Here is a 21,833-nt window from a genome sequence, read left to right as displayed (position 1 = left end):
ACCTCCCATGGCGAAGACGACCCTGATCACCGGCGCGTCCTCGGGCCTCGGCGCCGAGATGGCCCGCCAGCTCGCGGCGCGCGGCCACGACCTCGCGCTCTGCGCCCGCCGTACCGAACGGCTCGACGAGCTCAAGGCGGAGATCGCCGCGGCCCACCCGGACGTCCGGGTCGAGGTGCGCGCGCTGGACGTCGACGACCACGACGCGGTGTTCGAGGTGTTCCGGGCGTTCCGCGCGGACTTCGGCACGCTCGACCGCGTCGTCGTCAACGCCGGTCTCGGCAAGGGCGCCCCGCTCGGCACCGGTGGCTTCGAGGCCAACCGCGCCACCGCCGTCACCAACTTCGTCGGCGCGCTGGCCCAGACCGAGGCGGCCCTGGAGGCGTTCCGTGCCCAGGGGTTCGGGCATCTCGTGATGATCTCCTCGATGTCCGCGGCGCGCGGCCTGCCCAAGAACGGCACGACGTACGCCGCCACCAAGGCCGGCGTCGCGCACCTGGCCGAGGGCGTCCGCGCCGAGATGTACGGCTCGCGGATCAAGGTGTCGGTGATCTACCCCGGCTACATCCGCTCGGAGATGAACGAGCGGGTCCGGCGCGTCCCGTTCATCGTCTCGACGGAGAAGGGCGTCGCCGCGATCGTGGACGCCGTCGAGAAGGAGAAGCCGCGCGCGCAGGTGCCCGCCTGGCCGTGGGTGCCGGTCGGGTTCGCGCTACGTCATCTGCCCCTGCCGCTGGCCCGCCGCTTCATGGGATAGTCCGGCCATGAGCGGACGCGTCGTTCACTTCGAGATCCCGTTCGACGACGGGGAGCGCGCCAGGACCTTCTACCAGGAGGCCTTCGGCTGGGACCTCGCCGAGGTGCCCGGCATGGACTACACGATGGTCTCGACCGGCCCGGCCACGGAGACCGGACCGACCGAGCCCGGCTTCATCAACGGCGGGATGGCCGAGCGCAGCGAGGCGTTGCCGGCGCCCAACGTGGTGCTCGACGTCCCCGACATCGACACCGCGCTGGCCCGGATCGCCGACCTCGGCGGCAGCACGGTCCTCGGCCGGACCCCCGTCGGCGACATGGGCTTCTCGGCCGTCTTCCGGGACTCCGAGGGCAACGTCCTCGGCCTGTGGGAGAGCCCGCCCGGCTCCTGACGCCGACCCGGCTCGAACCTCCCGCGCTGCGTCGCCGACCGGCTCGAACCTCCCGCGCTGCGTCGCCGAACCGGCTCGAACCTCCCGCCGGGACTACTCCGTGTGGCCCTTGAGGATCTCGTCCTCGATCGTGCCGCCGAGGCCCTCCTTGTCGGGGTCGTAGCCGTGCAGGCCGCCGGTGACGGCGTACTCCTCCTCGGGCGAGAGCACCAGCCGGTGCCGGCCGACGAAGCCGAACAGCAGCAGGCCGATCGCGTACACCACCGCGATCGCGATGATCGCCGGACGGAAGTCGGGGTTGATGAAGACGCCGATGAACGTGATCGCGGCGATCACCCCGGCCACCACGGCGCCGGCGACGCCGGTCGGGCTCACGTACGGGCGGCGGGCCGTCGGGAACTTCCGCCGGAGCAGGACGAACGACACCATCTGCAGCAGGTAGGCGAGCACCGCGCCCCACACCGCGATGTTCAGCACGATCGCGTTGGCGTTCTCGGCGAGCTGGCCACCGCGCCGGGCGAGGAAGTCGACGACCAGCAGCACCACGAAGCCGAAGACGGCGCCGGCGAGCAGCGACACCCAGGGGGTACGGCGGGCGCCGGTGACCGACAGGAACTTCGGGTAGTAGCCGGCGCGGCTCAGGGAGTACATGTTGCGGCCGTAGGCGAACATGATGCCCTGCAGCGAGGCCAGCAGGCCGATCAGCGCGAACAGCGAGAGCAGCGCCGCCAGGTCGGCGGAGAGGAACTCCCGGAAGCCGTCGAGCAGCGGCTCGCCCGAGCCGCCCAGTGCGGCGGAGCCGGTCACGGCGGGGTTCAGGAAGAACACCAGCGCGCCGCAGCCGACCAGCGTGAGCAGGCCGATGATCCCGGCGCGCGGAATGTCGCGCTGCGGGTCGTGCGCCTCCTCGGCGGCCAGCGGCAGCTCCTCGATGCCGAGGAAGAACCACATCGCGAACGGCAGCGCGTAGAGCACCCCGGCCCAGCCGAACGGCAGGAACGTGCTGTTGCCCGCCTCGGGCTCGATGTCCAGGAGCTGGCCGAAGTCGACGGCGCCGTTGGCGAACGCCAGGACACCGAACAGCACGAGGATGCCGATGGAGAGGATCGACACGACGATCGCGAACTTGAAGGAGATCTCGGCTCCGGCGGCGTTCAGCCCGACGAAGATCGCGTAGAGGACGATCCACCAGATCCACATCTGGCCGTCGCTCAGGTCGAGGCCGACCAGCTCGTCGGTGACCGCGTTGAGGTAGCCGGCGGAGAAGAGCACGATCACGCCGGTGGTGAAGACGTACTCGATCGTCTCGGCGAGCCCGGTGACGAAGCCGCCCCACGGCCCCATCGCCGCGCGGGCGAAGGAGTAGGCGCCACCGGTGTGCGGCATCGCCGCCGACATCTCACCGATGGAGAACAGCATGCCGAAGTACATGATGACGATGACCACGCTGGCGACGGCGAGGCCGCCCCAGCCCGCCTCGCCGATGCCGAGGTTCCACCCGGAGAAGTCGCCCGAGATGACGGCGGCGACACCGATGCCCCACAACCCCCAGAAGCCGGCGGCCCGCTGGAGCTGCCGCTTCTCGAAGTAGTCGTCGGCGGCGTGGCTGTACTGCACACCCGAGACGTTGAGGGATTCCTTGCTCATCGGAGTCGCTCCTCACCTGAGTCGTGCGGCGTGACAAGCCGCCTGCGCCGGAGCCTAGACCGATCAAAGGCAGGAGGGCTATACCTTTGGAGATGTCGAGCAGGCCATCTTCCCCCACAAGTGGAGCCCGGGAACTGACCCGAGCGTCGACGTACAAAGTCTCCAATGGTTGACTCTGCCCCAGTTAGCGACGGATCGGCTCCCACCCGGAGCCCCGCAGGAGGTCCGATGAGCACACCCCGCGCCGGCAACCTCACGGTCGAGGAGCTGAAGGCCCTGATCGCCCAGGACGAGATCGACACCGTCATCGTCGCCTTCGCCGACATGCAGGGCCGGCTCGTCGGCAAGCGGGTGTCGTCCCGGCTGTTCCTCGAGGAGGTGCTCGCGCACGGCGCCGAGTGCTGCAACTACCTCCTCGCCGTCGACGTCGAGATGAACACCGTCTCCGGCTACGCGATGTCGGCGTGGGAGAAGGGCTACGGCGACATGGTGATGACGCCCGACCTCGCGACGCTGCGCCGCCTGCCGTGGCTGCCGGGCACCGCGATGGTCACCGCCGACCTCGGCTGGGACGACGGCAGCCCGGTCGTCGCCTCGCCACGGCAGATCCTGGCCCGCCAGGTCGAGCGCCTCGCCGAGCGCGGGCTGGTCCCGTACGTCGGCACCGAGCTGGAGTTCGTGGTCTTCGACGACAGCTTCCGCGAGGCCTTCGCCAAGGGGTACGACGGGCTGCGCGCGGCGAGCGACTACAACATCGACTACGCCATGCTCGCGTCCACCCGCATGGAGCCGCTGCTGCGCGAGATCCGCCGCGGCATGGAGGGCGCCGGGATGTACTGCGAGGGCTCCAAGGGCGAGTGCAACCTCGGCCAGCAGGAGATCGCGTTCCGCTACGACCACGCGATGGTCACCTGCGACAACCACACGATCTACAAGAACGGCGCCAAGGAGATCGCCGACCAGCACGGCAAGAGCGTCTCGTTCATGGCGAAGTTCGACGAGCGCGAGGGCAACAGCTGCCACATCCACATCTCGCTGCGCGGCGACGACGGCAGCGCGGTGTTCGCCGACGAGGACCAGCCGCACGGCATGTCCACGCTGTTCCAGCAGTTCGTCGCCGGCCAGCTCGCCCACATGCGCGAGCTGACGATGATGTTCGCGCCGCAGGTCAACTCCTACAAGCGCTTCGTCGACGGCAGCTTCGCGCCGACCGCGATCGCCTGGGGCATGGACAACCGCACGTGTGCGGTGCGCGTCGTCGGGCACGGGCACTCGATGCGCATGGAGAACCGCGTCCCCGGTGGCGACGTGAACCCCTACCTCGCCGTGGCCGCGCTGATCGCCGCCGGGCTCGACGGCATCGACAACGAGCTGTCGCTCGAGGACCCGCAGCCCGGCAACGCCTACGTCTCCGGTGTCGACCGGCTGCCGACCACGCTGCGCGACGCTCGCGACCTGTTCGACGACTCGGCTCTCGCGCGGAAGGCGTTCGGCGACGACGTCGTCGACCACTACCTCAACCACGCCCGCGTCGAGCTCCAGGCGTTCGACGCCGCGGTGACCGACTGGGAGAGGGTGCGCGGCTTTGAGCGCTTCTGACCGCCCTGTCGTCGTCGGGCTGACGACGTACGTCGAGCGGGCGCAGCAGGGCGTGTGGGACGTGCCCGCGGCGTACCTCCAGTACCAGTACGTCGAGTCCGTGACCCGCGTCGGCGCGGTTGCGACCCTGCTGCCGCCGCAGCCGGTCAGCGCGGCAGCCGTCGACGCCGTTCTCGACCGGGTCGACGCGCTCGTGCTCACCGGCGGCAAGGACGTCGACGCCCGGCTGTACGGCGAGCAGCCGCACGCCGAGGCCGACGAGCCGCGCACCGAGCGCGACGCCTGGGAGCTCGGGCTGCTCCGCGGCGCCCTCGACCGCGGGATGCCCGTGCTCGGCATCTGCCGAGGCGCCCAGGTGCTCAACGTCGCGCTGGGCGGCACGCTCGAGCAGCACCTGCCCGACGCCATGGGTGGTGCCGACGACCACCGGGCCGGCCTCGGGAAGTTCGCCGGCCGCACCGTGCGCACGGTGCCCGGCAGCCGGCTCGCGTCGATCCTCGGCGAGGAGGCCGGCGCGTCCTGCTACCACCACCAGGCCATCGCGAAGCTCGCACCGGACCTGGTGGCGAGCGGGCACGCCGAGGACGGCATCGTGGAGGCGGTCGAGCTGCCGGGGGAGCGGTTCGTGCTGGCGGTGCAGTGGCACCCGGAGGAGACCCTCGACGACGTGCGGCTCTTCCACGCGCTGACCGAAGCGGCCGCGCCGGGTGGTCGAGCCGATCGACAGGCTCAGGAACCGCCCGGTCGAGACCACGACGACAAGGAGAGAGAAGCATCGTGAGCGTGTTCGAGGTGGTCAACCCCGCCGACGAGTCGGTGGTGACCACGGTCGAGGAGCTGGAGGCGGAGGAGGTCGACGCCGCCGTCGCGAAGGCCCAGGCGGCCCAGCGGACGTGGGCGGCGCTCGCCCCCGCCGACCGCGCCGGCGCGCTCCGCGACTTCGCCGCCCACGTCGACGCGCACGTCGAGGAGCTCGCCGCGCTCGAGGTCGCCAACGCCGGCCACCCGATCGGCCAGGCCCGCTGGGAGGCGGGCAACGTGCGCGACGTGCTGACCTACTACTCCGCGGCGCCGGAACGCCTGCTGGGCAAGCAGATCCCTGTCGCCGGTGGCCTCGACATCACCTTCGAGGAGCCGATGGGCGTGGTCGGCATCATCACGCCCTGGAACTTCCCGATGCCGATCCTCGGCTGGGGGCTCGGTCCCGCGCTCGCCGCCGGCAACGCCGTGCTCGTGAAGCCGGCCGAGTGGACGCCGCTGACCGCGATGCGGATCGCCGAGCTCGGCGCCGAGGCCGGCCTGCCCGCCGGCCTGTTCCAGGTGCTGCCCGGCAAGGGCTCCGTCGTCGGCGAGGCGCTCGTCGACCACCCCGACGTGCGCAAGATCGTGTTCACCGGGTCCACCGAGACCGGCACCCGGGTGATGGCCCGCGCCGCCGCACACGTCAAGCGCGTGACGCTCGAGCTGGGCGGCAAGAGCGCCAACATCGTCTTCGCCGACAGCGACCTCGAGCAGGCGGCCGCCTCCGCGCCGTACGGCATCTTCGACAACGCCGGCCAGGACTGCTGCGCCCGCAGCCGGATCCTCGTGCAGCGCAGCGTCTACGACCGGTTCATGGAGCTCTTCGAGCCGGCCGTGTCCGGCGTCGCGGTCGGCGACCCCAACGACGAAGGCACCGAGATGGGCCCGCTCGTCTCCGAGGCGCACCGGGAGAAGGTCGCCTCCTACGTGCCCGACGACGCACCCGTCGCCTTCCGGGGTACGGCGCCCGACGGACCCGGCTGGTGGTTCCCGCCGACCGTGCTGACCCCGTCGCGCGACGACGCGGTGGTGCGCGAGGAGGTGTTCGGGCCGGTCGTCGCGGTCCTGCCGTTCGACGACGAGGCCGACGCGATCACGCTGGCCAACGACTCGGCGTACGGCCTGTCCGGCTCGATCTGGACCCGTGACCTCTCCCGCGCCGTCCGGGTCTCGCGCGCGGTCGAGGCCGGCAACCTGTCGGTCAACTCGCACTCCTCGGTGCGCTACTCGACGCCTTTCGGCGGCTTCAAGCAGTCCGGCATCGGCCGCGAGCTCGGTCCCGACGCGCCGCTCCAGTTCACGGAGACCAAGAACGTCTTCCTCGCCATCGACAGCACGGAGTCCCCGTCATGACCAGCCTGCCCACCGTCGACCTCACCCAGCGCCTGGCCGGCCGCGTCGCCGTCGTCACCGGCGGCGCGAGCGGCATCGGCCTCGCTTCCGCGCACCGCCTGGCGGCCGAGGGCGCGCACGTCGTCGTCGCCGACCTCGACCCGACCACCGGCAAGGCCGCGGCCGATGAGGTGGGCGGCTCGTTCGTCGCCGTCGACGTCGCCAGCCAGGAGCAGGTCGATGCGTTGTTCGACGGCGTCGCCCGCGAGCACGGCCGGCTCGACATCGCGTTCAACAACGCGGGCATCTCCCCGCCGGAGGACGACCTCATCGAGGACACCGGCATCGAGGCCTGGGACCGCGTGCAGCAGGTCAACCTGACCTCGGTCTTCCTGTGCTGCAAGGCCGCCCTGCGGCACATGGTCCCGCAGGGCCGCGGCTCGATCATCAACACCGCCTCGTTCGTCGCCGTGATGGGCTCCGCCACGTCGCAGATCTCCTACACCGCGTCCAAGGGCGGCGTGCTCGCGATGTCCCGCGAGCTCGGCGTGCAGTACGCCCGGCAGGGCATCCGGGTCAACGCGCTCTGCCCCGGCCCGGTCAACACCCCGCTGTTGCGCGAGCTCTTCGCCAAGGACCCCGAGCGAGCCGCCCGGCGGCTCGTGCACGTGCCGGTCGGCCGGTTCGCTGAGCCCGAGGAGCTCGCGGCGGCGGTGGCGTTCCTCGCCAGCGACGACGCGTCGTTCATCACCGCCTCCAGCTTCATCGTCGACGGCGGCATCCACGCGGCGTACGTGACGCCGCTGTGACGGTCCGACCCATGACAGACCGCATCGAGCAGACGTTCTTCCGGCCGGTCCGGCCCGGAAACGCGTTCGAGGAGACCGTGCAGCGGCTCCTGCAGACGATCCGGCTCGGCGTCGTCGCGCCGGGGGAGCAGCTCCCGTCGGAGCGCGAGCTCGCGCTGCGGTTCTCGGTCAGCCGCGACACCGTCCGCGACGCGATCCGCTCACTCGCCGACGCGGGGTACCTGCTCTCGCGGCGCGGGCGGTACGGCGGAACGTTCGTCGTCGACGAGCTGCCCACCGGTCCGGCGGCCGTCGTGGCCGGGGGCCACGAGGAGCCGCCCGACGCGGCCGACCTCGAGGACGCGCTCGCGCTGCGCGAGGTGCTGGAGGTGGGCGCCTGCCGCCTCGCCGCTCAGCGCACGCTCAGCGCACCCGAGCGGGAGCGGCTCTGGACCGCGCTGCGGGAGACCAGCCAGGCCGGGCCGGAGGACTACCGGCGGCTCGACTCGCGGCTGCACCTCACGATCGCCGAGCTGTCCGGCGTGCGGTCGTTGGTCCCGCTGGTCGCGGACAACCGGATGGCGGTGAACCACTTCCTCGACGACATCCCGCTGCTGCCGCGCAACATCGCGCACTCCAACGAGCAGCACGAGGCGGTCGTCAGCGCGATCCTGGCCGGGGTGGTCGGCGACGCCGCCGCCGCGATGGAGGAGCACCTGGCGGGCTCGGCCTCCCTGCTGCGCGGCTTCCTCGCCTGACCGATGAGTTCCCGGGCGGGTCCGAGTCGGTACGAGTGACCGACCACCCAGGAGGACCTCATGACCAGCAAGGCGACCGTCGCAGCCGGACTGACCGTCTCCGTCGACGGCTACTTCGCCGGCCCCGACGACGGGCCCGGCTGCGGGCTGGGCAAGGGCGGCGAACGGCTGCACTACTGGGTCTTCGGCGGTCCCTGGACTTATGAGCAGGACGCTGCCGGCGAGACCGTCGGCGAGGCGGACGGTGCCGACGAAGAGTTCCTCGGCGCGTTCGGCAACCGCCAGGGCGCGGTCATCTGCGGCCGCAACACCTACGAGTCGGCCGAGGCCTGGGGCGGCAGCAACCCGTGGGAGATCCCGCTCTTCGTCGTCACCAGCCGAGTGGACGACCAGCCCGATCCCAGCGCCGGCTTCCGGTTCGTGCCGAGCTTCGAGGCGGCGCTCGCCCAGGCCACCGAGGCCGCGGGCGACAAGTACGTCAACGTGATGGGCGGCGGGTCGCTGGTCCGGCAGGCGCTCGACGCCGGGGTCGTCGACCGGCTCGTCATCTCCACCGCGCCGGTCGTGCTCGGCGGCGGCAAGCGGCTGTTCGACGGGTTCACCTCGGACCTCACGCTCCGCAAGGTGCAGGTGTGGGACTCCCCGCACGCCACGCACGTGGAGTACGAGGTCGTCCGGTAGGACTCAGCCGAACACCATCCGCACGTCGGTCAGCCGGAACGACACCAGCGGCCGCCGGCCGTGCAGGAACGCGAGCGGCCCGGTCGGGTCGAAGTCCCAGAAGCCGAGTGCAGGAAGGGATTTCGCGGACCCGCGCCACGACGTGAGCACCTCTGCGCCGTCGCGCTCCTGCGAGATCGTCGCGGAGAACGGGGCCCGCAGCAGGGCCGCGCCCGGCGCCGCCGCGAACTCTGCCGACGCGACGGCCGCGCCGTCGACCCGCGCCGCCAGCGCGGTGTGCGACGTCGGGCCGACCCGGGTCTCCTCCAGGTCGAGCTCGGCCAGCTCCTTCGGGATCGCCCACAGCACCCGGCCGCCCTCGCGCGAGGTCTCGTTGTCGACCCAGATGTCGGTGATCCGCACCCGGCGCCGGCGGGTGTCGAGCAGGCGCGCGACGAGCAGCTCGCGGTAGCTCAGCACGCCCGGTGGTTCGTAGGAGACGAACGCGGCGCCGTACACGCCCGGCTCGACGCCGGCGCCGCCCGGAACGCGGAAGACCGACAGCCACATCTGCGCGGACAGGTGCCACGGCGGGGAGGGAAAAGCCACGCCGCCACCCTTCAACACCAGAACGTGTTCTGCCAAGGTGGAGCCCATGTCTTCCCGCGTCTGCGTCATCGGTGCCGGGTCGTCGGGGATCTCGGCGGCGCAGGTCCTGCTCGAGCGCGGGGTGGAGGTGGACGTCTTCGAGCTCGGCAGCGAGGTCGGCGGCAACTGGCGCTACGGCAACGACAACGGCCTCTCGTCGGCGTACAGGTCCCTGCACATCAACACCTCGCGGCAGCTGATGGAGTACGCCGCCTACCCGATGCCCGAGGACCTGCCGGAGTACCCGAGCCACTGGCAGATCGCGCAGTACTTCGACGACTTCGTCGACCACTTCGGCCTCCGCGAGCACATCCGGTTCCGCACCGAGGTGGTCAAGGTGGAGCCGGTCGGCGACGGGCGCGACGGGTACGACGTGACCGTGCGCGGCCGCAACGAGCACGGGGAGCCCGACGAGCCCGAGACCAGCCGCTACCGGCACGTGGTCGTCGCGAACGGGCACCACTGGGACCCGCGCTGGCCGGAGCCGTCGTTCCCGGGCGCCGAGGACTTCCCCGGCACGCAGATCCACGCCCACTACTACAAGACGCCCGACCTGCTCGAGGGCAAGCGCGTGCTGGTGCTGGGCATTGGCAACTCCGCCACCGACATCGCGGTCGAGTCCTCGCGGGTCGCCGAGCGCACCTACCTCACCATGCGCCGCGGCGCGCACATCGTCCCGAAGTTCGTGTTCGGCGTGCCGACCGACCACCTCACCGACGGGGTCATCGCCCGCACGCCGACGCTGGTGCAGCAGACCGCGATGGGGGCGCTGCTGCGGGTGACTCAAGGCCGGCTGACCGACTACGGCCTGCCGCGGCCCGACCACCGCGTGCTGCACGCGCACCCCACCGTCAGCGACGACCTGCTCACCCGGCTCGGCCACGGCGACATCACGGTGCTGCCCAACATCGACCGCTTCGAGGGGTCCAAGGTCTTCTTCGTCGACGGGTCGGCCTACGAGGTGGACGTCGTCGTCTACTGCACCGGCTACAAGGTCAGTTTCCCGTTCCTCGACGACCGGGTCGTCCGGGCCGGCGACAACCACGTCGACCTGTACCGCCGCGTCGTCGACCCCGACCACCCCGGCCTCTACTTCGTCGGACTGATCCAGCCGCTCGGCGCGATCATGCCGCTGGCCGAGGCGCAGTCGCACTGGGTCGCCGACCTGGTCACCGGGGAGGCGGCGCTCCCGTCGTACGACGACATGCGGCGGCAGATCCGTGAGTACGACGAGGCGCTGCGCAAGCGCTACGTCGCGTCGAAGCGGCACACGATCCAGGTCGACTTCCACAAGTACCGGGCCGAGCTCGTCCGCGAGCGTCGGGCCGGCCGGGCCCGGGTCGCCGGTGAGCCGACGGGCGCACGCGGGAGGCTCAGCGCCCTGCGGCGGAAGGCGGCCGCCGCGGCAGCCCGACGAAGCTGACCGCGCCGCCCACCAGCAGCAGCACGCCGCAGATGGTCAGGGCGCGCTCGTAGCCGGCGTCGAACACGTCCGGCCGCGCGTAGTCCGCGCCCGCCAGCCCGACCAGGGCCGGCAGCGCGGCGACCGCGAGCAGCGATCCGGTCCGGGCGACCGCGTTGTTGATCCCGCTGGCCACGCCGCTGAACCGGTCCGGCGCCGCCGCCATCACGCTGGTGGTCAGCGGCGCCACCAGGGAGGTGAGGCCGACGGAGAAGACGGTGAGGCCGGGTAGCACGTCGAGCCAGTAGGAGCTGCCGACGCCGACCGGCACCAGCAGGAACGCGCCGACGCCGCACAGCGCCGGGCCGACCGACATCTGCAGCCACGGCCCGATCCGCGCCGCCAGCGCGCCCGAGCGCGAGGAGCCGGCCAGCATCACCAGCGTCATCGGCAGCGTCGCGAGACCGGCCTGCCAGGGCGCGTAGCCGACCACGACCTGCAGCTGCAGCACGAGGAAGAACGACATCGCCCCGAGCGCTCCGTACACGAGCACCGTCATCGCGTTGGCGACGCTGAACGTGCGCGAGCGGAACAGGTGCAGCGGCATCAACGGGTGCGGGCTGCGCGCCTCGACCAGCAGGAACGCCACCAGCGCGAGGACGCCGACGACGCCGAACGGCACGGCGAACGGCGAGCTGACCTCGATCAGCGCGTAGGTGACGCCACCGAGGGCGAGCACGCCGAGGACCGATCCGGCCACGTCGTACCCGCGCGGCGCGTCCGGGTCGAGGCTCTCCGGGACGTGCCGGAGGCCGATCACGATGATCGCCAGCGCGAGGGGGACGTTGGCGAGGAAGATCCAGCGCCAGCTCGCCACCTCGATGACCCAGCCCCCGAGCGGCGGGCCGACCGCCGCGGCGACGCCGCCCAGCCCGGCCCACTGGCCGATCGCCTTGCCGCGGTCCTGCGGCCGGAACGAGCCCTGGATGATCGCCAGGCTGCCCGGGGTGAGGAGCGCGCCGCCGATGCCCTGCACGAGCCGGGCCAGCACCAGCTGGTCAGCGGTCTGGGCCGCCGCGCAGAGCAGGGACGCGACGCCGAACCAGGCGATGCCGACGAGGAAGACCCGGCGCCGGCCGTAGCGGTCGCCGAGGCCGCCGCCGACGAGGATCAGCGAGGCCAGGGTGAGCAGGTAGGCGTTGACCACCCACTGCAGCTCGGCGACGTCGGCGCCGAGATCGTCGCCGATCCGGGGCAGGGCGACGTTGACGACCGAGCCGTCGAGGAACGCCATCCCCGAGGCGAGCACGGCGGCGAGCAGCACCCACCGTCCGGCCGCCGTACCTGCACGGACGAAGGGTTCGCCCGTGCCCTGGCAGGCCGTGCGGGTCGGGCTCATCGGCCCGACGCGATGATCAGCCGCGTGTAGCGCATCTCGGTCGGGTGCGGCGGCCACGGCGCCTCCCGTCGGTCGCGCTCCGGGCGCCACCCGAGGTACTCGTAGAGCCGGCGGGCCCGGTGGTTCTCCTCCAGGCACCACAGCGACGCGATGGTGCTGCCACGCAGGTCCATGGCGTTCAGCGCGGTCTCGATCGCGTCGGACGCGAGCCCTTCGCCCCAGTGGTCGGGGTGGACGGCGAGGTGGCGCAGCGTCGTGGAGTCGTACGCCGCGTACGCGACGAGGTCCTTGTCGCCCTCCTCGTCCTCGGTTACGAGCACGGTGACGTCCGGGTCCTCGAGCACGATCTGCCAGCGCGCGAGGACGGCGTCGTCGGGGAACGGGAAACGGTCGGGCGGGAAGACGTGCCCGAGCGCGGCGAGGTTCGCCGTGCGCTCGAGGTCGCGCAGGGCCACGACGTCGTCGCGCGTGGCTTGCCGGAACCCCCTGGACACGCGCTCATCCTGCCACTCGCCGCCCCGTCGTCTCAGCAGAAAAAGTCAGGCTTGACTGTTTGTTCCGGTCGACGTCACGATGGCGGCGTGAGCGTCGAGCAGTCCGAGCGGAGCGCGCGCACCCGCGTGCCGCAGGAGGAGCGCACCCGCGTGATGCGGCAGCGCCTCCTCGACGCGACCGTCGAGTGCCTGGTGGAGCGCGGCTGGAGCGGTACGTCGACCACGCTGGTGTCCGAGAGGGCCGGCGTGAGCCGCGGGGCGCAGCTGCACCACTTCCCGAGCAAGAGCGCCCTCGTGCTCGCGGCGGTCGAGCACCTCGCCGACGTGCGCGGCGTGGAGCTGCGGGAGGCCGCCGCCGCGCTGCCGTCCGGCGACCGCCGTACCCGCGCGGTGCTCGGGGTGCTGGCCGACCACTTCACCAGCCCCGTGTTCACCGCGGCGCTCGAGCTGTGGGTCGCGGCACGCACCGACCCCGAGCTGCACGAGGCGGTCGGCCCGCTCGAGCAGCGGATCGGCCGGGAGACGCACCGGTGGGCCGTCGAGCTGCTCGGCGTCGACGAGGCGCGGCCCGGGGTGCGTGAGCTCGTGCAGGCCACCCTCGACCTGGTCCGCGGCCTCGGCCTCGCCACCACGATCACCGACGACACCCGGCGCCGCGCGCGGATCCTCGACGAGTGGGCCCGCGTCCTCGACGACCGCTTCCAGGCAGGAGCCGACCGCCCATGACCAGCACCGCCGACCTCGTCCTCACCGACCTCGACGCCGAGTGCGCGCAGCTCGACGCGCTGGTGGCGAACCTTCCCGACGACGAGACCGGCTGGCGGAAGCCGACCCCGGCCGCCGGCTGGGACGTCGCGCACCAGGTCGCGCACCTCGCCTGGACCGACGAGGTGGCGCTGAAGGCGGCGACGGACAAGCAGGCCTGGGACGCCGCGGTGCTGGAGGCGATCGCCGACCCCGACGGGCACGTCGACACGGCCGCCGCCGAGGGCGCCGCGGCCCCGGGCCTGGAGGTCCTTGCGCGCTGGCGGGCGTCCCGGTCCGCGCTGGTCAAGGCGCTGCGCGACTACCCGACGGGGGAGCGGATCCCCTGGTACGGCCCGCCGATGAGCCCCACCTCGATGGCCACCGCCCGGTTCATGGAGACCTGGGCGCACGCGCGCGACGTCGCCGACGCGCTGGGCGTCACGTTCGACCGGGACGACCGGGTGCGGCACGTGGTGCACCTCGGCATCCGCACCCGTGGCTACGCGTTCGCCGGGCGCGGCCTCGACGCGCCGGCCGACCCGATCCACGTCTCGCTCGTCCTCCCGAGCGGCGATCTCCACGAGGACGGTCCGGCCGACGCAGACCAGAGCGTCCGCGGTTCGGCGTACGACTTCGCGCTGCTCGTCACCCAGCGCGTGCACCGCGCCGACACCGACCTGGTTGCCACAGGCCCCGACGCCGACCGGTGGCTCGACGTCGCGCAGGCGTTCGCCGGCCCGGCCGGCGACGGACGGGAGCCGCGCGCGTCATGACCCTGCGGATCGGCAACGCCAGCGGCTTCTACGGCGACCGGCTCTCCGCGATGCGGGAGATGCTGGAGGGCTCGCCGCGCCTCGACGTGCTGACCGGCGACTACCTCGCCGAGCTGACCATGCTGATCCTCGGCAAGGACCAGCTCAAGGACCCGTCGCTCGGCTACGCCCGGACGTTCGTGCGGCAGGCCGAGGACTGCCTCGGCCTCGCGCTGGAGCGGGGCGTGCGGATCGTCAGCAACGCCGGCGGCCTCAACCCGCGCGGCCTCGGCGAGAAGCTGGTCGAGGTCGCCCGCGGTCTCGGGCTCGACGCGTCGGTGGCGTACGTCGACGGCGACGACGTCCGGGACCGGATCGACGAGCTCGGCCTGCTCGACGAGCGGTTCGGGAAGCCGCTCACCGCCAACGCCTACCTCGGCGCCGCCGGCATCGCCGACGCGCTGCGGCAGGGCGCGGACGTCGTGGTCACCGGTCGGGTCACCGACGCGTCGCTCGTGGTCGGCGCCGGGATGGCCGTCTACGACTGGGACCCCGCGCGTCCCGAGGACCATGACGCCCTGGCCGGAGCGACCGTCGCGGGTCACGTGATCGAGTGCGGCACGCAGGCGACCGGCGGCAACTTCTCGGGCTTCCTCGACCTGGTCTCGTCAGGCTCGACCAGCCGGAGCCTGGGGTTCCCGCTCGCCGAGCTCGAGGCCGACGGGTCGTCGGTGATCACCAAGCAGGACGGCACCGGCGGCGCGGTCACGGTCGACACCGTCACCGCGCAGCTGATGTACGAGATCCAGACGCCTCGCTACCTCGGCCCCGACGTCACCACCCACCTCGACAGCGTCCGGCTCTCCGACGACGGTCCCGACCGGGTGCGCATCGACGGGGTCCGCGGGTCCGCCCCGCCCGACACGCTCAAGGTCTGCCTGAACTTCCTCGGCGGTCACCGCAACGCCGCCGAGCTGGTCCTCGTCGGTCTCGACGTCGAGCAGAAGGCGGCCTGGGTCCGCGCCCAGCTCGAGGCCGCGCTCGACGCCGGCCCCGGCCGTCCCGCCGAGGTCGAGTGGACCCTCGCCCGCACCGACCACGACGACCCCGCCACCGAGGAGGCCGCGTCCTCCCGGCTGCGCGTCACGGTCCGCGACCCCGACCCGAACAAGGTCGGCAAGGCGTTCACCGCCCCGCTCGTCGAGCTCGCGCTGGGCTCGTACCCGGGCTTCACGCTCACCGCCCCGCCCGCCCCCGCCACGCCCTACGGGGTCTACCGCCCCGCGTTCATCCCCGCCACCGGCCCCTCCGCCCCCGCCTCGCATGCCCACCTCCTGACCACCTCGCGCGAGAGGCCACTTCCCCACCGTGATTCGCGGCGTGTCGTGCGCGAACTGGCCTCTCGCGAGTCCCCGTCGACGCCGGTCGCGAAGCTCGACGGTCCCACCCGGCGCGTCCCTCTCGGCCTGGTCGCGCACGCGCGCTCCGGCGACAAGGGCGGCGACGCCAACCTCGGGCTCTGGGCCCGCGACGCGCAGGCACGGCCCGACCGGGTGGCCTGGCTGATCTCGACGATCACGACGGACGCGGTACGCCGGCTCGTGCCCGAGGCCGCCGACCTCGACGTCGAGGTGCACCCGCTGCCGAACCTCGGCGGCGTCAACGTCGTGCTGCACGGCCTGCTCGGCGACGGCGTGGCCGCGTCCGGCCGGTTCGACCCGCAGGCGAAGGCGCTCGGGGAATGGGTGCGCGCGCGGCACGTCGACGTACCGGAGGTGCTGCTGTGACGGTCTCGACCACCCGAGGCGGTTTCTGGACCGACGAGCAGGAGGCGCTGCGCGAGACCGCGCGGGCGTTCGTGCGCGGCGAGGTCGTGCCGAACCTGCAGGACTGGGAGGACGCGGGCGAGGTGCCGCGCGAGCTGCACGCGAAGGCCGCGAAGCTCGGCCTGCTCGGCCTCGGTGTGCCGGAGGACCTGGGCGGCAGTGGCGGGACGTTCCTCGACGCCCTTGCCGTGTCGGAGGCGTTCACCGACGCCGGCGCGTCGAGCGGCCTGCTCGCCGCGCTGTTCACCAGCGGCATCGCGCTGCCCCACCTCGTCGCGTCCGGCAACCCGGATCAGGTGGACCGGTTCGTCCGGCCGACGCTGGCCGGCGAGACGATCGGCGCGCTGGCGATCACCGAGCCGGGCGGCGGGTCCGACGTCGCGCGGCTGCGCACCACGGCCCGGCGCGACGGCGACCACTACGTCGTCGACGGCGCGAAGACGTTCATCACCTCGGGCGTGCGTGCGGACTTCGTGACCACGGCCGTGCGCACCGGCGGGCCCGGCCACGCCGGCATCAGCCTGCTGGTGGTCGAGAAGGGCACGCCCGGCTTCGAGGTGACCCGCTCGCTGTCGAAGCTGGGCTGGCACTGCTCCGACACGGCCGAGCTGTCGTTCACCGGTGCGCGGGTGCCCGTCGCGAACCTGGTCGGTGCGGAGAACGCCGGCTTCGCGCAGATCGCCGACGCCTTCGTCGTCGAGCGGCTCGCGCTGGCCGCGCACGGCTACGGCATCGCGCAGCGCTCGCTCGACCTCGCGGCGGCGTACTCCCGCGAGCGCGAGACGTTCGGCCGCCCGCTCGTCGCCAACCAGGTCGTCCGACACCGGCTCGTCGAGATGCACCGGCAGGTCGACGTCGCGCGCACCTACACGCGCGAGGTCGCCCGCCGGTACGTCGCCGGCGACGACGTGCTCGTCGAGGCGCTGCACGCGAAGGCGACAGCCGTCGCGTGCGCCGAGTGGGTCGTCAGCCAGGCCGTGCAGCTCTTCGGCGGCACCGGCTACATGCACGGGACCGAGGTGGAGCGGCACTACCGCGACGCCCGGATCCTCGGAATCGGAGGAGGAGCCACCGAGGTGCTCACCGACCTGAACGCCCGGCTGCTGGGGTACGCCCCATGACGGTCACGACAGGCCCGACCAACCGGGACGCGATGCTCGAGAAGCTGACCGCCCTCGACGCCGAGCACGCCAAGGCCGTGGCCGGCGGTGGCGAGAAGTACGTCGAACGCCACCGCAGGCGCGGCAAGCTCACCGCCCGCGAACGCATCGAGCTGCTCCTCGACGAGGGCTCGGCGTTCCTCGAGCTCTCGCCGCTGGCCGGCTGGGGCAGCGACTTCGCCGTCGGCGCGTCGGTCGTCACGGGCCTGGGTGTCGTGTCCGGCGTCGAATGCATGGTGATCGCCAACGACCCGACCGTGCGCGGCGGCGCGAGCAACCCGTGGACGCTGAAGAAGGTGCAGCGCGCCGCCCAGATCGCCCGCGAGAACCGCCTCCCCACGGTCAACCTCGTCGAGTCCGGCGGCGCCGACCTGCCGACGCAGAAGGAGATCTTCATCCCGGGTGGCGGGATGTTCCGCGGCCTGACCCGGGCCTCGGCGGCCAAGACGCCGACCGTCGCGCTGGTCTTCGGCAACTCGACGGCCGGCGGCGCGTACGTCCCCGGGATGAGCGACTACGTCGTCATGGTCAAGGAGGGCGCCAAGGTCTTCCTCGGCGGCCCGCCGCTGGTGAAGATGGCGACCGGCGAGGAGTCCGACGACGAGTCGCTCGGCGGCGCCGAGATGCACGCGCGCACCTCGGGTCTCGCCGACTACCTCGCCGTCGACGAGCACGACGCGATCCGGATCGGGCGGCGCGTCGTGGCGCGGCTCCACCACCGCAAGCCCCACCCCGATTCGTCCGCGGTCGCTCCGCGTGGGACGGACGCAGTTTCGCGGACGAATCGGGGTTGGGCGGAGCCGGACGCCGATCCCGAGGACCTGCTCGACCTCGTGCCCGCGGACCTCAAGGAGCCGTTCGACCCGCGCGAGGTGATCGCGCGGATCTGTGACGGCGCGGGTCCGGGCAACGAGGTCGCGTTCGACGAGTTCAAGCCCCTGTACGGCCCGTCGCTCGTGACCGGCTGGGCGCGGCTGCACGGCCGACAGATCGGCATCCTCGCCAACGCGCAGGGCGTGCTGTTCAGCGAGGAGTCGCAGAAGGCGGCCCAGTTCATCCAGCTCGCCAACCAGATCGACGTACCGCTGCTGTTCCTGCACAACACCACCGGCTACATGGTCGGCGCGGAGTACGAGCAGGGCGGCATCATCAAGCACGGCGCGATGATGATCAACGCGGTCAGCAACAGCACCGTGCCGCACCTGTCGATCATGATGGGCGCGTCGTACGGCGCCGGGAACTACGGCATGTGCGGCCGCGCCTACGACCCACGGTTCCTGTTCACCTGGCCGTCCGCCAAGTCCGCCGTGATGGGTCCCGCGCAGCTCGCCGGTGTCCTGTCGATCGTCGCGCGGCAGGCCGCGGAGGCGAAGGGCCAGCCGTACGACGAGGACGGCGACGCGCAGATGCGTGCGTTCATCGAGCAGTCCGTCGAGGAGCAGAGCCTGCCGTTCTTCCTGTCCGGGATGGTCTACGACGACGGCGTCATCGACCCGCGCGACACCCGCACCGTGCTCGGCATCTGCCTGTCCGTGATCGAGAACGCCCCGATCGAGGGCACCGACCGCTTCGGCGTCTTCAGGATGTGACCGGATGATCCAGACCTTGCTCGTCGCGAACCGTGCCGAGATCGCCTCGCGCGTGTTCGCGACCTGCCGCCGGCTCGGCATCTCGACCGTCGCCGTGCACTCCGACGCCGACGCCAGGCTGCCGTACGTCGTCGAGGCCGACGTCGCCGTACGCCTCCCGGGCGACAGCCCGAGCGACACCTACCTCCGCGCCGACCTGCTGGTCGCGGCGGCGGAGGCGGCCGGCGCCGACGCCGTCCACCCCGGCTACGGCTTCCTCTCGGAGAACGCCGACTTCGCCCGGGCCGTGATCGCCGCCGGCCTGACCTGGGTCGGGCCGACGCCGGAGTCCATCGAGCAGATGGGCGACAAGGTCTCGGCCAAGAAGCTGATGGCCGACGCCGGGGTCCCCGTCCTCACGGACCTCGACCCTGCCGCGGTGACCGAGGCGGACCTGCCGGTCCTCGTGAAGGCCGCCGCCGGCGGCGGTGGCCGCGGCATGCGGATCGTGCGCACGCTCGACCGGCTGGCAGACGAGGTCCGGGCCGCGTCGGACGAGGCGGCGTCGGCGTTCGGCGACGGCACCGTCTTCGTGGAGACCTACGTCGAGCACGGACGGCACGTCGAGGTGCAGGTCGTCGGCACCTCCGTCCACGGTGAGCGGGACTGCTCGGTGCAGCGCCGCCACCAAAAGATCGTCGAGGAGACGCCTGCACCGCGCCTGCGTGACGAGGTCCGGACCGCGCTGCACGAGGCCGCCCGCGCCGCCGCCGAGGCGGTCGCCTACCGCGGCGCCGGCACGGTCGAATTCCTCTACGACCCGGACACGGAGCGGTTCTGGTTCCTGGAGATGAACACCCGGCTCCAGGTCGAGCACCCGGTCACCGAGCTGGTGCACTCGATCGACCTCGTCGCGCTGCAGATCGGCGAGGCGGAGCACTCCTGGACCATGGGAGCCTCCACCACGGAGGGACACGCCGTCGAGGTGCGCTTGTACGCCGAGGACCCGCAGCGGGAGTGGCAACCGCAGAGCGGCGTGCTGACCGCGTTCGAGGTGCCGGACCTGCCGGGGCTGCGGGTGGACGCCGGGTACGCCGCGGGCAGCACGGTGTCGACCCACTACGACGCGATGCTGGCGAAGGTGGTCGCTCACGCGCCGACCCGTGACGCGGCGATCCGGCTGCTGGTCAGCGCGCTCACCAACGCGCGGATCCACGGTGTGACGACCAACCGCGACCTGCTGCTGCGCGTGCTCCGGTCCGAGGCGTTCCGGGCCGGTGACGTGAGCACCGACTTCCTCGACCGGCACGGGATGCTGGCGGCGGCGGAGGTCGACCTGGACGTCAGCGCGTTCGCCGCCGCGGTCGCGCTCGCCGAGACGCAGGCCGCCGCCCGGCCGGTCCAGCGAGGCGTCCCGACGGCATGGCGAAACGTCGTGTCCGCCCCGCAGACCTCCCGCTTCACGCACCGTGACGACGACGTCGAGGTCGGCTGGTACGGCGGCCGCGACGGGTACGTCTCCGCCGACGGCACGATGCGTGCCGTCAACGCGTCCCAGACCGAAGTCGTCGTGGAGCGCGACGGCGTGCGCCACCGGTGCGAGGTCGCCGTCTCGGAGCAGGCCGTCGACGTCGACTCCGCCGCCGGGCACGTCGCGCTCCGCCGTACCCCGAGGTTCGTGGACCCGGCCGACCAGGTCGCCAGCGGCTCGCTGCTCGCGCCGATGCCCGGGTCCGTCGTGTCGATCGCCGTCGAGCCGGGAGCCGAGGTCGCCGCGGGCGCGGTGGTGCTCGTGCTCGAGGCGATGAAGATGCAGCACACCGTGTCCGCGCCGCACGCCGGCACGGTCACCGAGATCCCCGTCTCCGTCGGCGCGCAGGTCGCCGCCGGAGACGTGCTCGCCGTCGTCCAGCAGGAGGAAGCATGACCGAGACCGCGTTCACCGAGTCCGAGGAGCGCCTGGCGCTGCGGGCGGCGGTGAGGAAGCTCGCCGGCGGCTACGGCCGCGACTACTTCGTGCAGCAGGCACGGTCCGGCGGCAAGACCACCGACCTGTGGCTGGAGATCGGGAAGCACGGCTACCTCGGGATCAACATCCCCGAGGAGTACGGCGGGGGCGGGGGCGGCATCGGCGACGTCGCCGCGGTGTGCGAGGAGCTCGCCGCGCAGGGCTGCCCGCTGCTGATGATGGTCGTGTCGCCGGCGATCTGCGGCACCGTGATCAGCCGGTTCGGCACCGACGAGCAGAAGCGGCGCTGGCTGCCCGGCATCGCCGACGGCACGCAGACGATGGCCTTCGCGATCACCGAGCCCGACGCCGGCACCAACTCGCACAACATCACCACCACCGCGCGTCGTGACGCGGACGGCTGGGTGCTCAACGGCCGCAAGATCTACATCTCCGGCGTCGACGAGGCGGCCCACGTCCTCGTCGTCGCGCGCACCGAGGACGCCCGCACCGGCAAGCTCAAGCCCTGCCTGTTCGTGGTGCCGACCGATGCCGACGGCTTCGAGTACTCCCCGATCCCGATGGAGATCGTCAGCCCCGAACAGCAGTTCTCGGTGTTCATCGACGACGTGCGGCTGCCCGCCGACGCGCTCGTGGGCGACGAGGACGCCGGGCTGGTGCAGCTCTTCGCCGGGCTCAACCCGGAGCGGATCATGGCCGCGTCGTTCTCGACGGGGCTCGCGAGGTTCGCGCTCGACAAGGCGGTCGCCTACGTCAAGGAGCGCGAGGTCTTCGGCGCCCCGATCGGCAGCCACCAGGGTCTGGCGCACCCGCTCGCCGAGTCCAAGATCGAGATCGAGCTCGCCCGGCTGATGACCCAGAAGGCGGCCGCGCTGTACGACGCCGGCGACGACATGGGCGCGGGCGAGGCCGCGAACATGGCGAAGTACGCCGCCGCCGAGGCCGCCTGCGACGCCGCCGACCGGGCCGTCCAGGCACACGGCGGCAACGGGATCACCCAGGAGTACGGTGTCGCCGGACTCCTCGTCGCGGCCCGCGCCGGCCGGATCGCGCCGGTGTCGCGCGAGATGATCCTGAACTTCGTGGGCATGCACTCGCTGGGCCTGCCCAAGTCCTACTGAGCACAGGGAGCCGC

20 protein-coding genes are annotated in these 21,833 nt (G+C 72.4%); 16 read left to right on the top strand and 4 right to left on the bottom strand.

Annotated features, from left to right (window positions below):
* Positions 1 to 7 precede the first annotated feature (7 nt).
* Together ETU37_RS17020 and ETU37_RS17015 are read left to right on the top strand one after the other, a co-directional pair.
* Positions 8 to 757: an SDR family oxidoreductase gene (locus ETU37_RS17020; RefSeq protein ID WP_129988551.1), complete on the top strand. Its 750-nt coding sequence runs from the start codon at positions 8 to 10 to the stop codon at positions 755 to 757.
* Positions 758 to 764: 7 nt separating this feature from the next.
* Positions 765 to 1,148, top strand: coding sequence for a VOC family protein (locus tag ETU37_RS17015; RefSeq protein ID WP_129988550.1), 384 nt, complete (start codon positions 765 to 767; stop codon positions 1,146 to 1,148).
* Positions 1,149 to 1,241: 93 nt separating this feature from the next.
* On the opposite strand, the gene ETU37_RS17010 is transcribed toward ETU37_RS17015, so the two are convergent.
* Positions 1,242 to 2,795, bottom strand: a complete 1,554-nt coding sequence (locus ETU37_RS17010; protein WP_129988549.1) for an amino acid permease — start codon at positions 2,793 to 2,795, stop codon at positions 1,242 to 1,244.
* A gap of 228 nt (positions 2,796 to 3,023) precedes the next feature.
* Between ETU37_RS17010 and ETU37_RS17005 the strand changes: the two genes are divergently transcribed.
* From ETU37_RS17005 to ETU37_RS16980, 6 genes are read left to right on the top strand one after another with little or no spacing between them, the layout of a single operon-like run.
* The gene (locus ETU37_RS17005) at positions 3,024 to 4,394 is read left to right on the top strand and encodes a glutamine synthetase family protein (protein WP_129988548.1); all 1,371 of its coding nucleotides are present in this window, start codon (positions 3,024 to 3,026) and stop codon (positions 4,392 to 4,394) included.
* A complete protein-coding gene (locus ETU37_RS17000; protein ID WP_129988547.1) occupies positions 4,381 to 5,175 on the top strand; it encodes a gamma-glutamyl-gamma-aminobutyrate hydrolase family protein in 795 nt (264 codons plus the stop codon). Before ETU37_RS17005 ends, ETU37_RS17000 begins: the two co-directional genes overlap by 14 nt.
* Positions 5,172 to 6,548: an aldehyde dehydrogenase family protein gene (locus ETU37_RS16995; RefSeq protein ID WP_129988546.1), complete on the top strand. Its 1,377-nt coding sequence runs from the start codon at positions 5,172 to 5,174 to the stop codon at positions 6,546 to 6,548. Before ETU37_RS17000 ends, ETU37_RS16995 begins: the two co-directional genes overlap by 4 nt.
* Positions 6,545 to 7,336, top strand: a complete 792-nt coding sequence (locus tag ETU37_RS16990) for a 3-oxoacyl-ACP reductase (protein WP_129988545.1) — start codon at positions 6,545 to 6,547, stop codon at positions 7,334 to 7,336. The genes ETU37_RS16995 and ETU37_RS16990 overlap by 4 nt, the downstream gene beginning before the upstream one ends.
* A gap of 11 nt (positions 7,337 to 7,347) precedes the next feature.
* Entirely contained in the window at positions 7,348 to 8,073 is a 726-nt protein-coding gene (locus ETU37_RS16985) for a FadR/GntR family transcriptional regulator (RefSeq protein ID WP_129988544.1), read from the top strand.
* 60 nt (positions 8,074 to 8,133) lie between these two features.
* Positions 8,134 to 8,754, top strand: a complete 621-nt coding sequence (locus ETU37_RS16980; protein ID WP_129988543.1) for a dihydrofolate reductase family protein — start codon at positions 8,134 to 8,136, stop codon at positions 8,752 to 8,754.
* Positions 8,755 to 8,757: 3 nt separating this feature from the next.
* Here the strand turns inward: ETU37_RS16980 and ETU37_RS16975 are convergent, their stop codons facing one another.
* On the bottom strand, positions 8,758 to 9,342 hold the full coding sequence (locus ETU37_RS16975; protein WP_165372575.1) for an acetoacetate decarboxylase family protein: 585 nt from the start codon (positions 9,340 to 9,342) through the stop codon (positions 8,758 to 8,760).
* 46 nt (positions 9,343 to 9,388) lie between these two features.
* Between ETU37_RS16975 and ETU37_RS16970 the strand changes: the two genes are divergently transcribed.
* A complete protein-coding gene (locus ETU37_RS16970) occupies positions 9,389 to 10,804 on the top strand; it encodes a flavin-containing monooxygenase (RefSeq protein WP_129988541.1) in 1,416 nt (471 codons plus the stop codon).
* On the opposite strand, the gene ETU37_RS16965 is transcribed toward ETU37_RS16970, so the two are convergent.
* Both ETU37_RS16965 and ETU37_RS16960 read right to left on the bottom strand, forming a co-directional pair.
* Entirely contained in the window at positions 10,755 to 12,182 is a 1,428-nt protein-coding gene (locus tag ETU37_RS16965) for an MFS transporter (protein ID WP_129988540.1), read from the bottom strand. The genes ETU37_RS16970 and ETU37_RS16965 overlap by 50 nt on opposite strands.
* Complete coding sequence (locus ETU37_RS16960; RefSeq protein ID WP_165372574.1) at positions 12,179 to 12,676, bottom strand: GNAT family N-acetyltransferase; 498 nt, start codon at positions 12,674 to 12,676, stop codon at positions 12,179 to 12,181. The genes ETU37_RS16965 and ETU37_RS16960 overlap by 4 nt, the downstream gene beginning before the upstream one ends.
* 87 nt (positions 12,677 to 12,763) lie before the next feature.
* Between ETU37_RS16960 and ETU37_RS16955 the strand changes: the two genes are divergently transcribed.
* The 7 genes from ETU37_RS16955 to ETU37_RS16925 are packed head-to-tail and all read left to right on the top strand — an operon-like array spanning position 12,764 to position 21,819.
* A complete protein-coding gene (locus ETU37_RS16955; protein WP_338068622.1) occupies positions 12,764 to 13,402 on the top strand; it encodes a TetR/AcrR family transcriptional regulator in 639 nt (212 codons plus the stop codon).
* Positions 13,399 to 14,196, top strand: a complete 798-nt coding sequence (locus ETU37_RS16950; protein WP_129988538.1) for a TIGR03084 family metal-binding protein — start codon at positions 13,399 to 13,401, stop codon at positions 14,194 to 14,196. The genes ETU37_RS16955 and ETU37_RS16950 overlap by 4 nt, the downstream gene beginning before the upstream one ends.
* A complete protein-coding gene (locus ETU37_RS16945; RefSeq protein ID WP_129988537.1) occupies positions 14,193 to 15,962 on the top strand; it encodes an acyclic terpene utilization AtuA family protein in 1,770 nt (589 codons plus the stop codon). Before ETU37_RS16950 ends, ETU37_RS16945 begins: the two co-directional genes overlap by 4 nt.
* Positions 15,959 to 17,122, top strand: coding sequence for an acyl-CoA dehydrogenase family protein (locus ETU37_RS16940; RefSeq protein WP_240755793.1), 1,164 nt, complete (start codon positions 15,959 to 15,961; stop codon positions 17,120 to 17,122). Before ETU37_RS16945 ends, ETU37_RS16940 begins: the two co-directional genes overlap by 4 nt.
* Positions 17,119 to 18,750, top strand: a complete 1,632-nt coding sequence (locus ETU37_RS16935; RefSeq protein ID WP_129988535.1) for an acyl-CoA carboxylase subunit beta — start codon at positions 17,119 to 17,121, stop codon at positions 18,748 to 18,750. Before ETU37_RS16940 ends, ETU37_RS16935 begins: the two co-directional genes overlap by 4 nt.
* Before the next feature lie 4 nt (positions 18,751 to 18,754).
* Positions 18,755 to 20,656: an acetyl/propionyl/methylcrotonyl-CoA carboxylase subunit alpha gene (locus tag ETU37_RS16930; RefSeq protein WP_129988534.1), complete on the top strand. Its 1,902-nt coding sequence runs from the start codon at positions 18,755 to 18,757 to the stop codon at positions 20,654 to 20,656.
* The gene (locus ETU37_RS16925) at positions 20,653 to 21,819 is read left to right on the top strand and encodes an acyl-CoA dehydrogenase family protein (RefSeq protein WP_129988533.1); all 1,167 of its coding nucleotides are present in this window, start codon (positions 20,653 to 20,655) and stop codon (positions 21,817 to 21,819) included. The genes ETU37_RS16930 and ETU37_RS16925 overlap by 4 nt, the downstream gene beginning before the upstream one ends.
* The last annotated feature ends 14 nt before the right edge of the window (positions 21,820 to 21,833 follow it).

This window comes from Nocardioides iriomotensis, from assembly GCF_004168035.1.
In the GTDB taxonomy this organism is placed as follows: domain Bacteria; phylum Actinomycetota; class Actinomycetes; order Propionibacteriales; family Nocardioidaceae; genus Nocardioides_B; species Nocardioides_B iriomotensis.
The sequence above is the reverse complement of the archived record's forward strand: the minus strand, read 5'-3'. Positions and strand labels throughout refer to the sequence as shown.

Coding starts and splice junctions, on each gene's coding strand:
- ETU37_RS17020 (WP_129988551.1), top strand. CDS start 8: ATGGCGAAGACGACCCTGATCACCGGCGCGTCCTCGGGCCTCGGCGCC.
- ETU37_RS17015 (WP_129988550.1), top strand. CDS start 765: ATGAGCGGACGCGTCGTTCACTTCGAGATCCCGTTCGACGACGGGGAG.
- ETU37_RS17010 (WP_129988549.1), bottom strand. CDS start 2,795: ATGAGCAAGGAATCCCTCAACGTCTCGGGTGTGCAGTACAGCCACGCC.
- ETU37_RS17005 (WP_129988548.1), top strand. CDS start 3,024: ATGAGCACACCCCGCGCCGGCAACCTCACGGTCGAGGAGCTGAAGGCC.
- ETU37_RS16990 (WP_129988545.1), top strand. CDS start 6,545: ATGACCAGCCTGCCCACCGTCGACCTCACCCAGCGCCTGGCCGGCCGC.
- ETU37_RS16985 (WP_129988544.1), top strand. CDS start 7,348: ATGACAGACCGCATCGAGCAGACGTTCTTCCGGCCGGTCCGGCCCGGA.
- ETU37_RS16980 (WP_129988543.1), top strand. CDS start 8,134: ATGACCAGCAAGGCGACCGTCGCAGCCGGACTGACCGTCTCCGTCGAC.
- ETU37_RS16970 (WP_129988541.1), top strand. CDS start 9,389: ATGTCTTCCCGCGTCTGCGTCATCGGTGCCGGGTCGTCGGGGATCTCG.
- ETU37_RS16965 (WP_129988540.1), bottom strand. CDS start 12,182: ATGAGCCCGACCCGCACGGCCTGCCAGGGCACGGGCGAACCCTTCGTC.
- ETU37_RS16950 (WP_129988538.1), top strand. CDS start 13,399: ATGACCAGCACCGCCGACCTCGTCCTCACCGACCTCGACGCCGAGTGC.
- ETU37_RS16945 (WP_129988537.1), top strand. CDS start 14,193: ATGACCCTGCGGATCGGCAACGCCAGCGGCTTCTACGGCGACCGGCTC.
- ETU37_RS16935 (WP_129988535.1), top strand. CDS start 17,119: ATGACGGTCACGACAGGCCCGACCAACCGGGACGCGATGCTCGAGAAG.
- ETU37_RS16930 (WP_129988534.1), top strand. CDS start 18,755: ATGATCCAGACCTTGCTCGTCGCGAACCGTGCCGAGATCGCCTCGCGC.
- ETU37_RS16925 (WP_129988533.1), top strand. CDS start 20,653: ATGACCGAGACCGCGTTCACCGAGTCCGAGGAGCGCCTGGCGCTGCGG.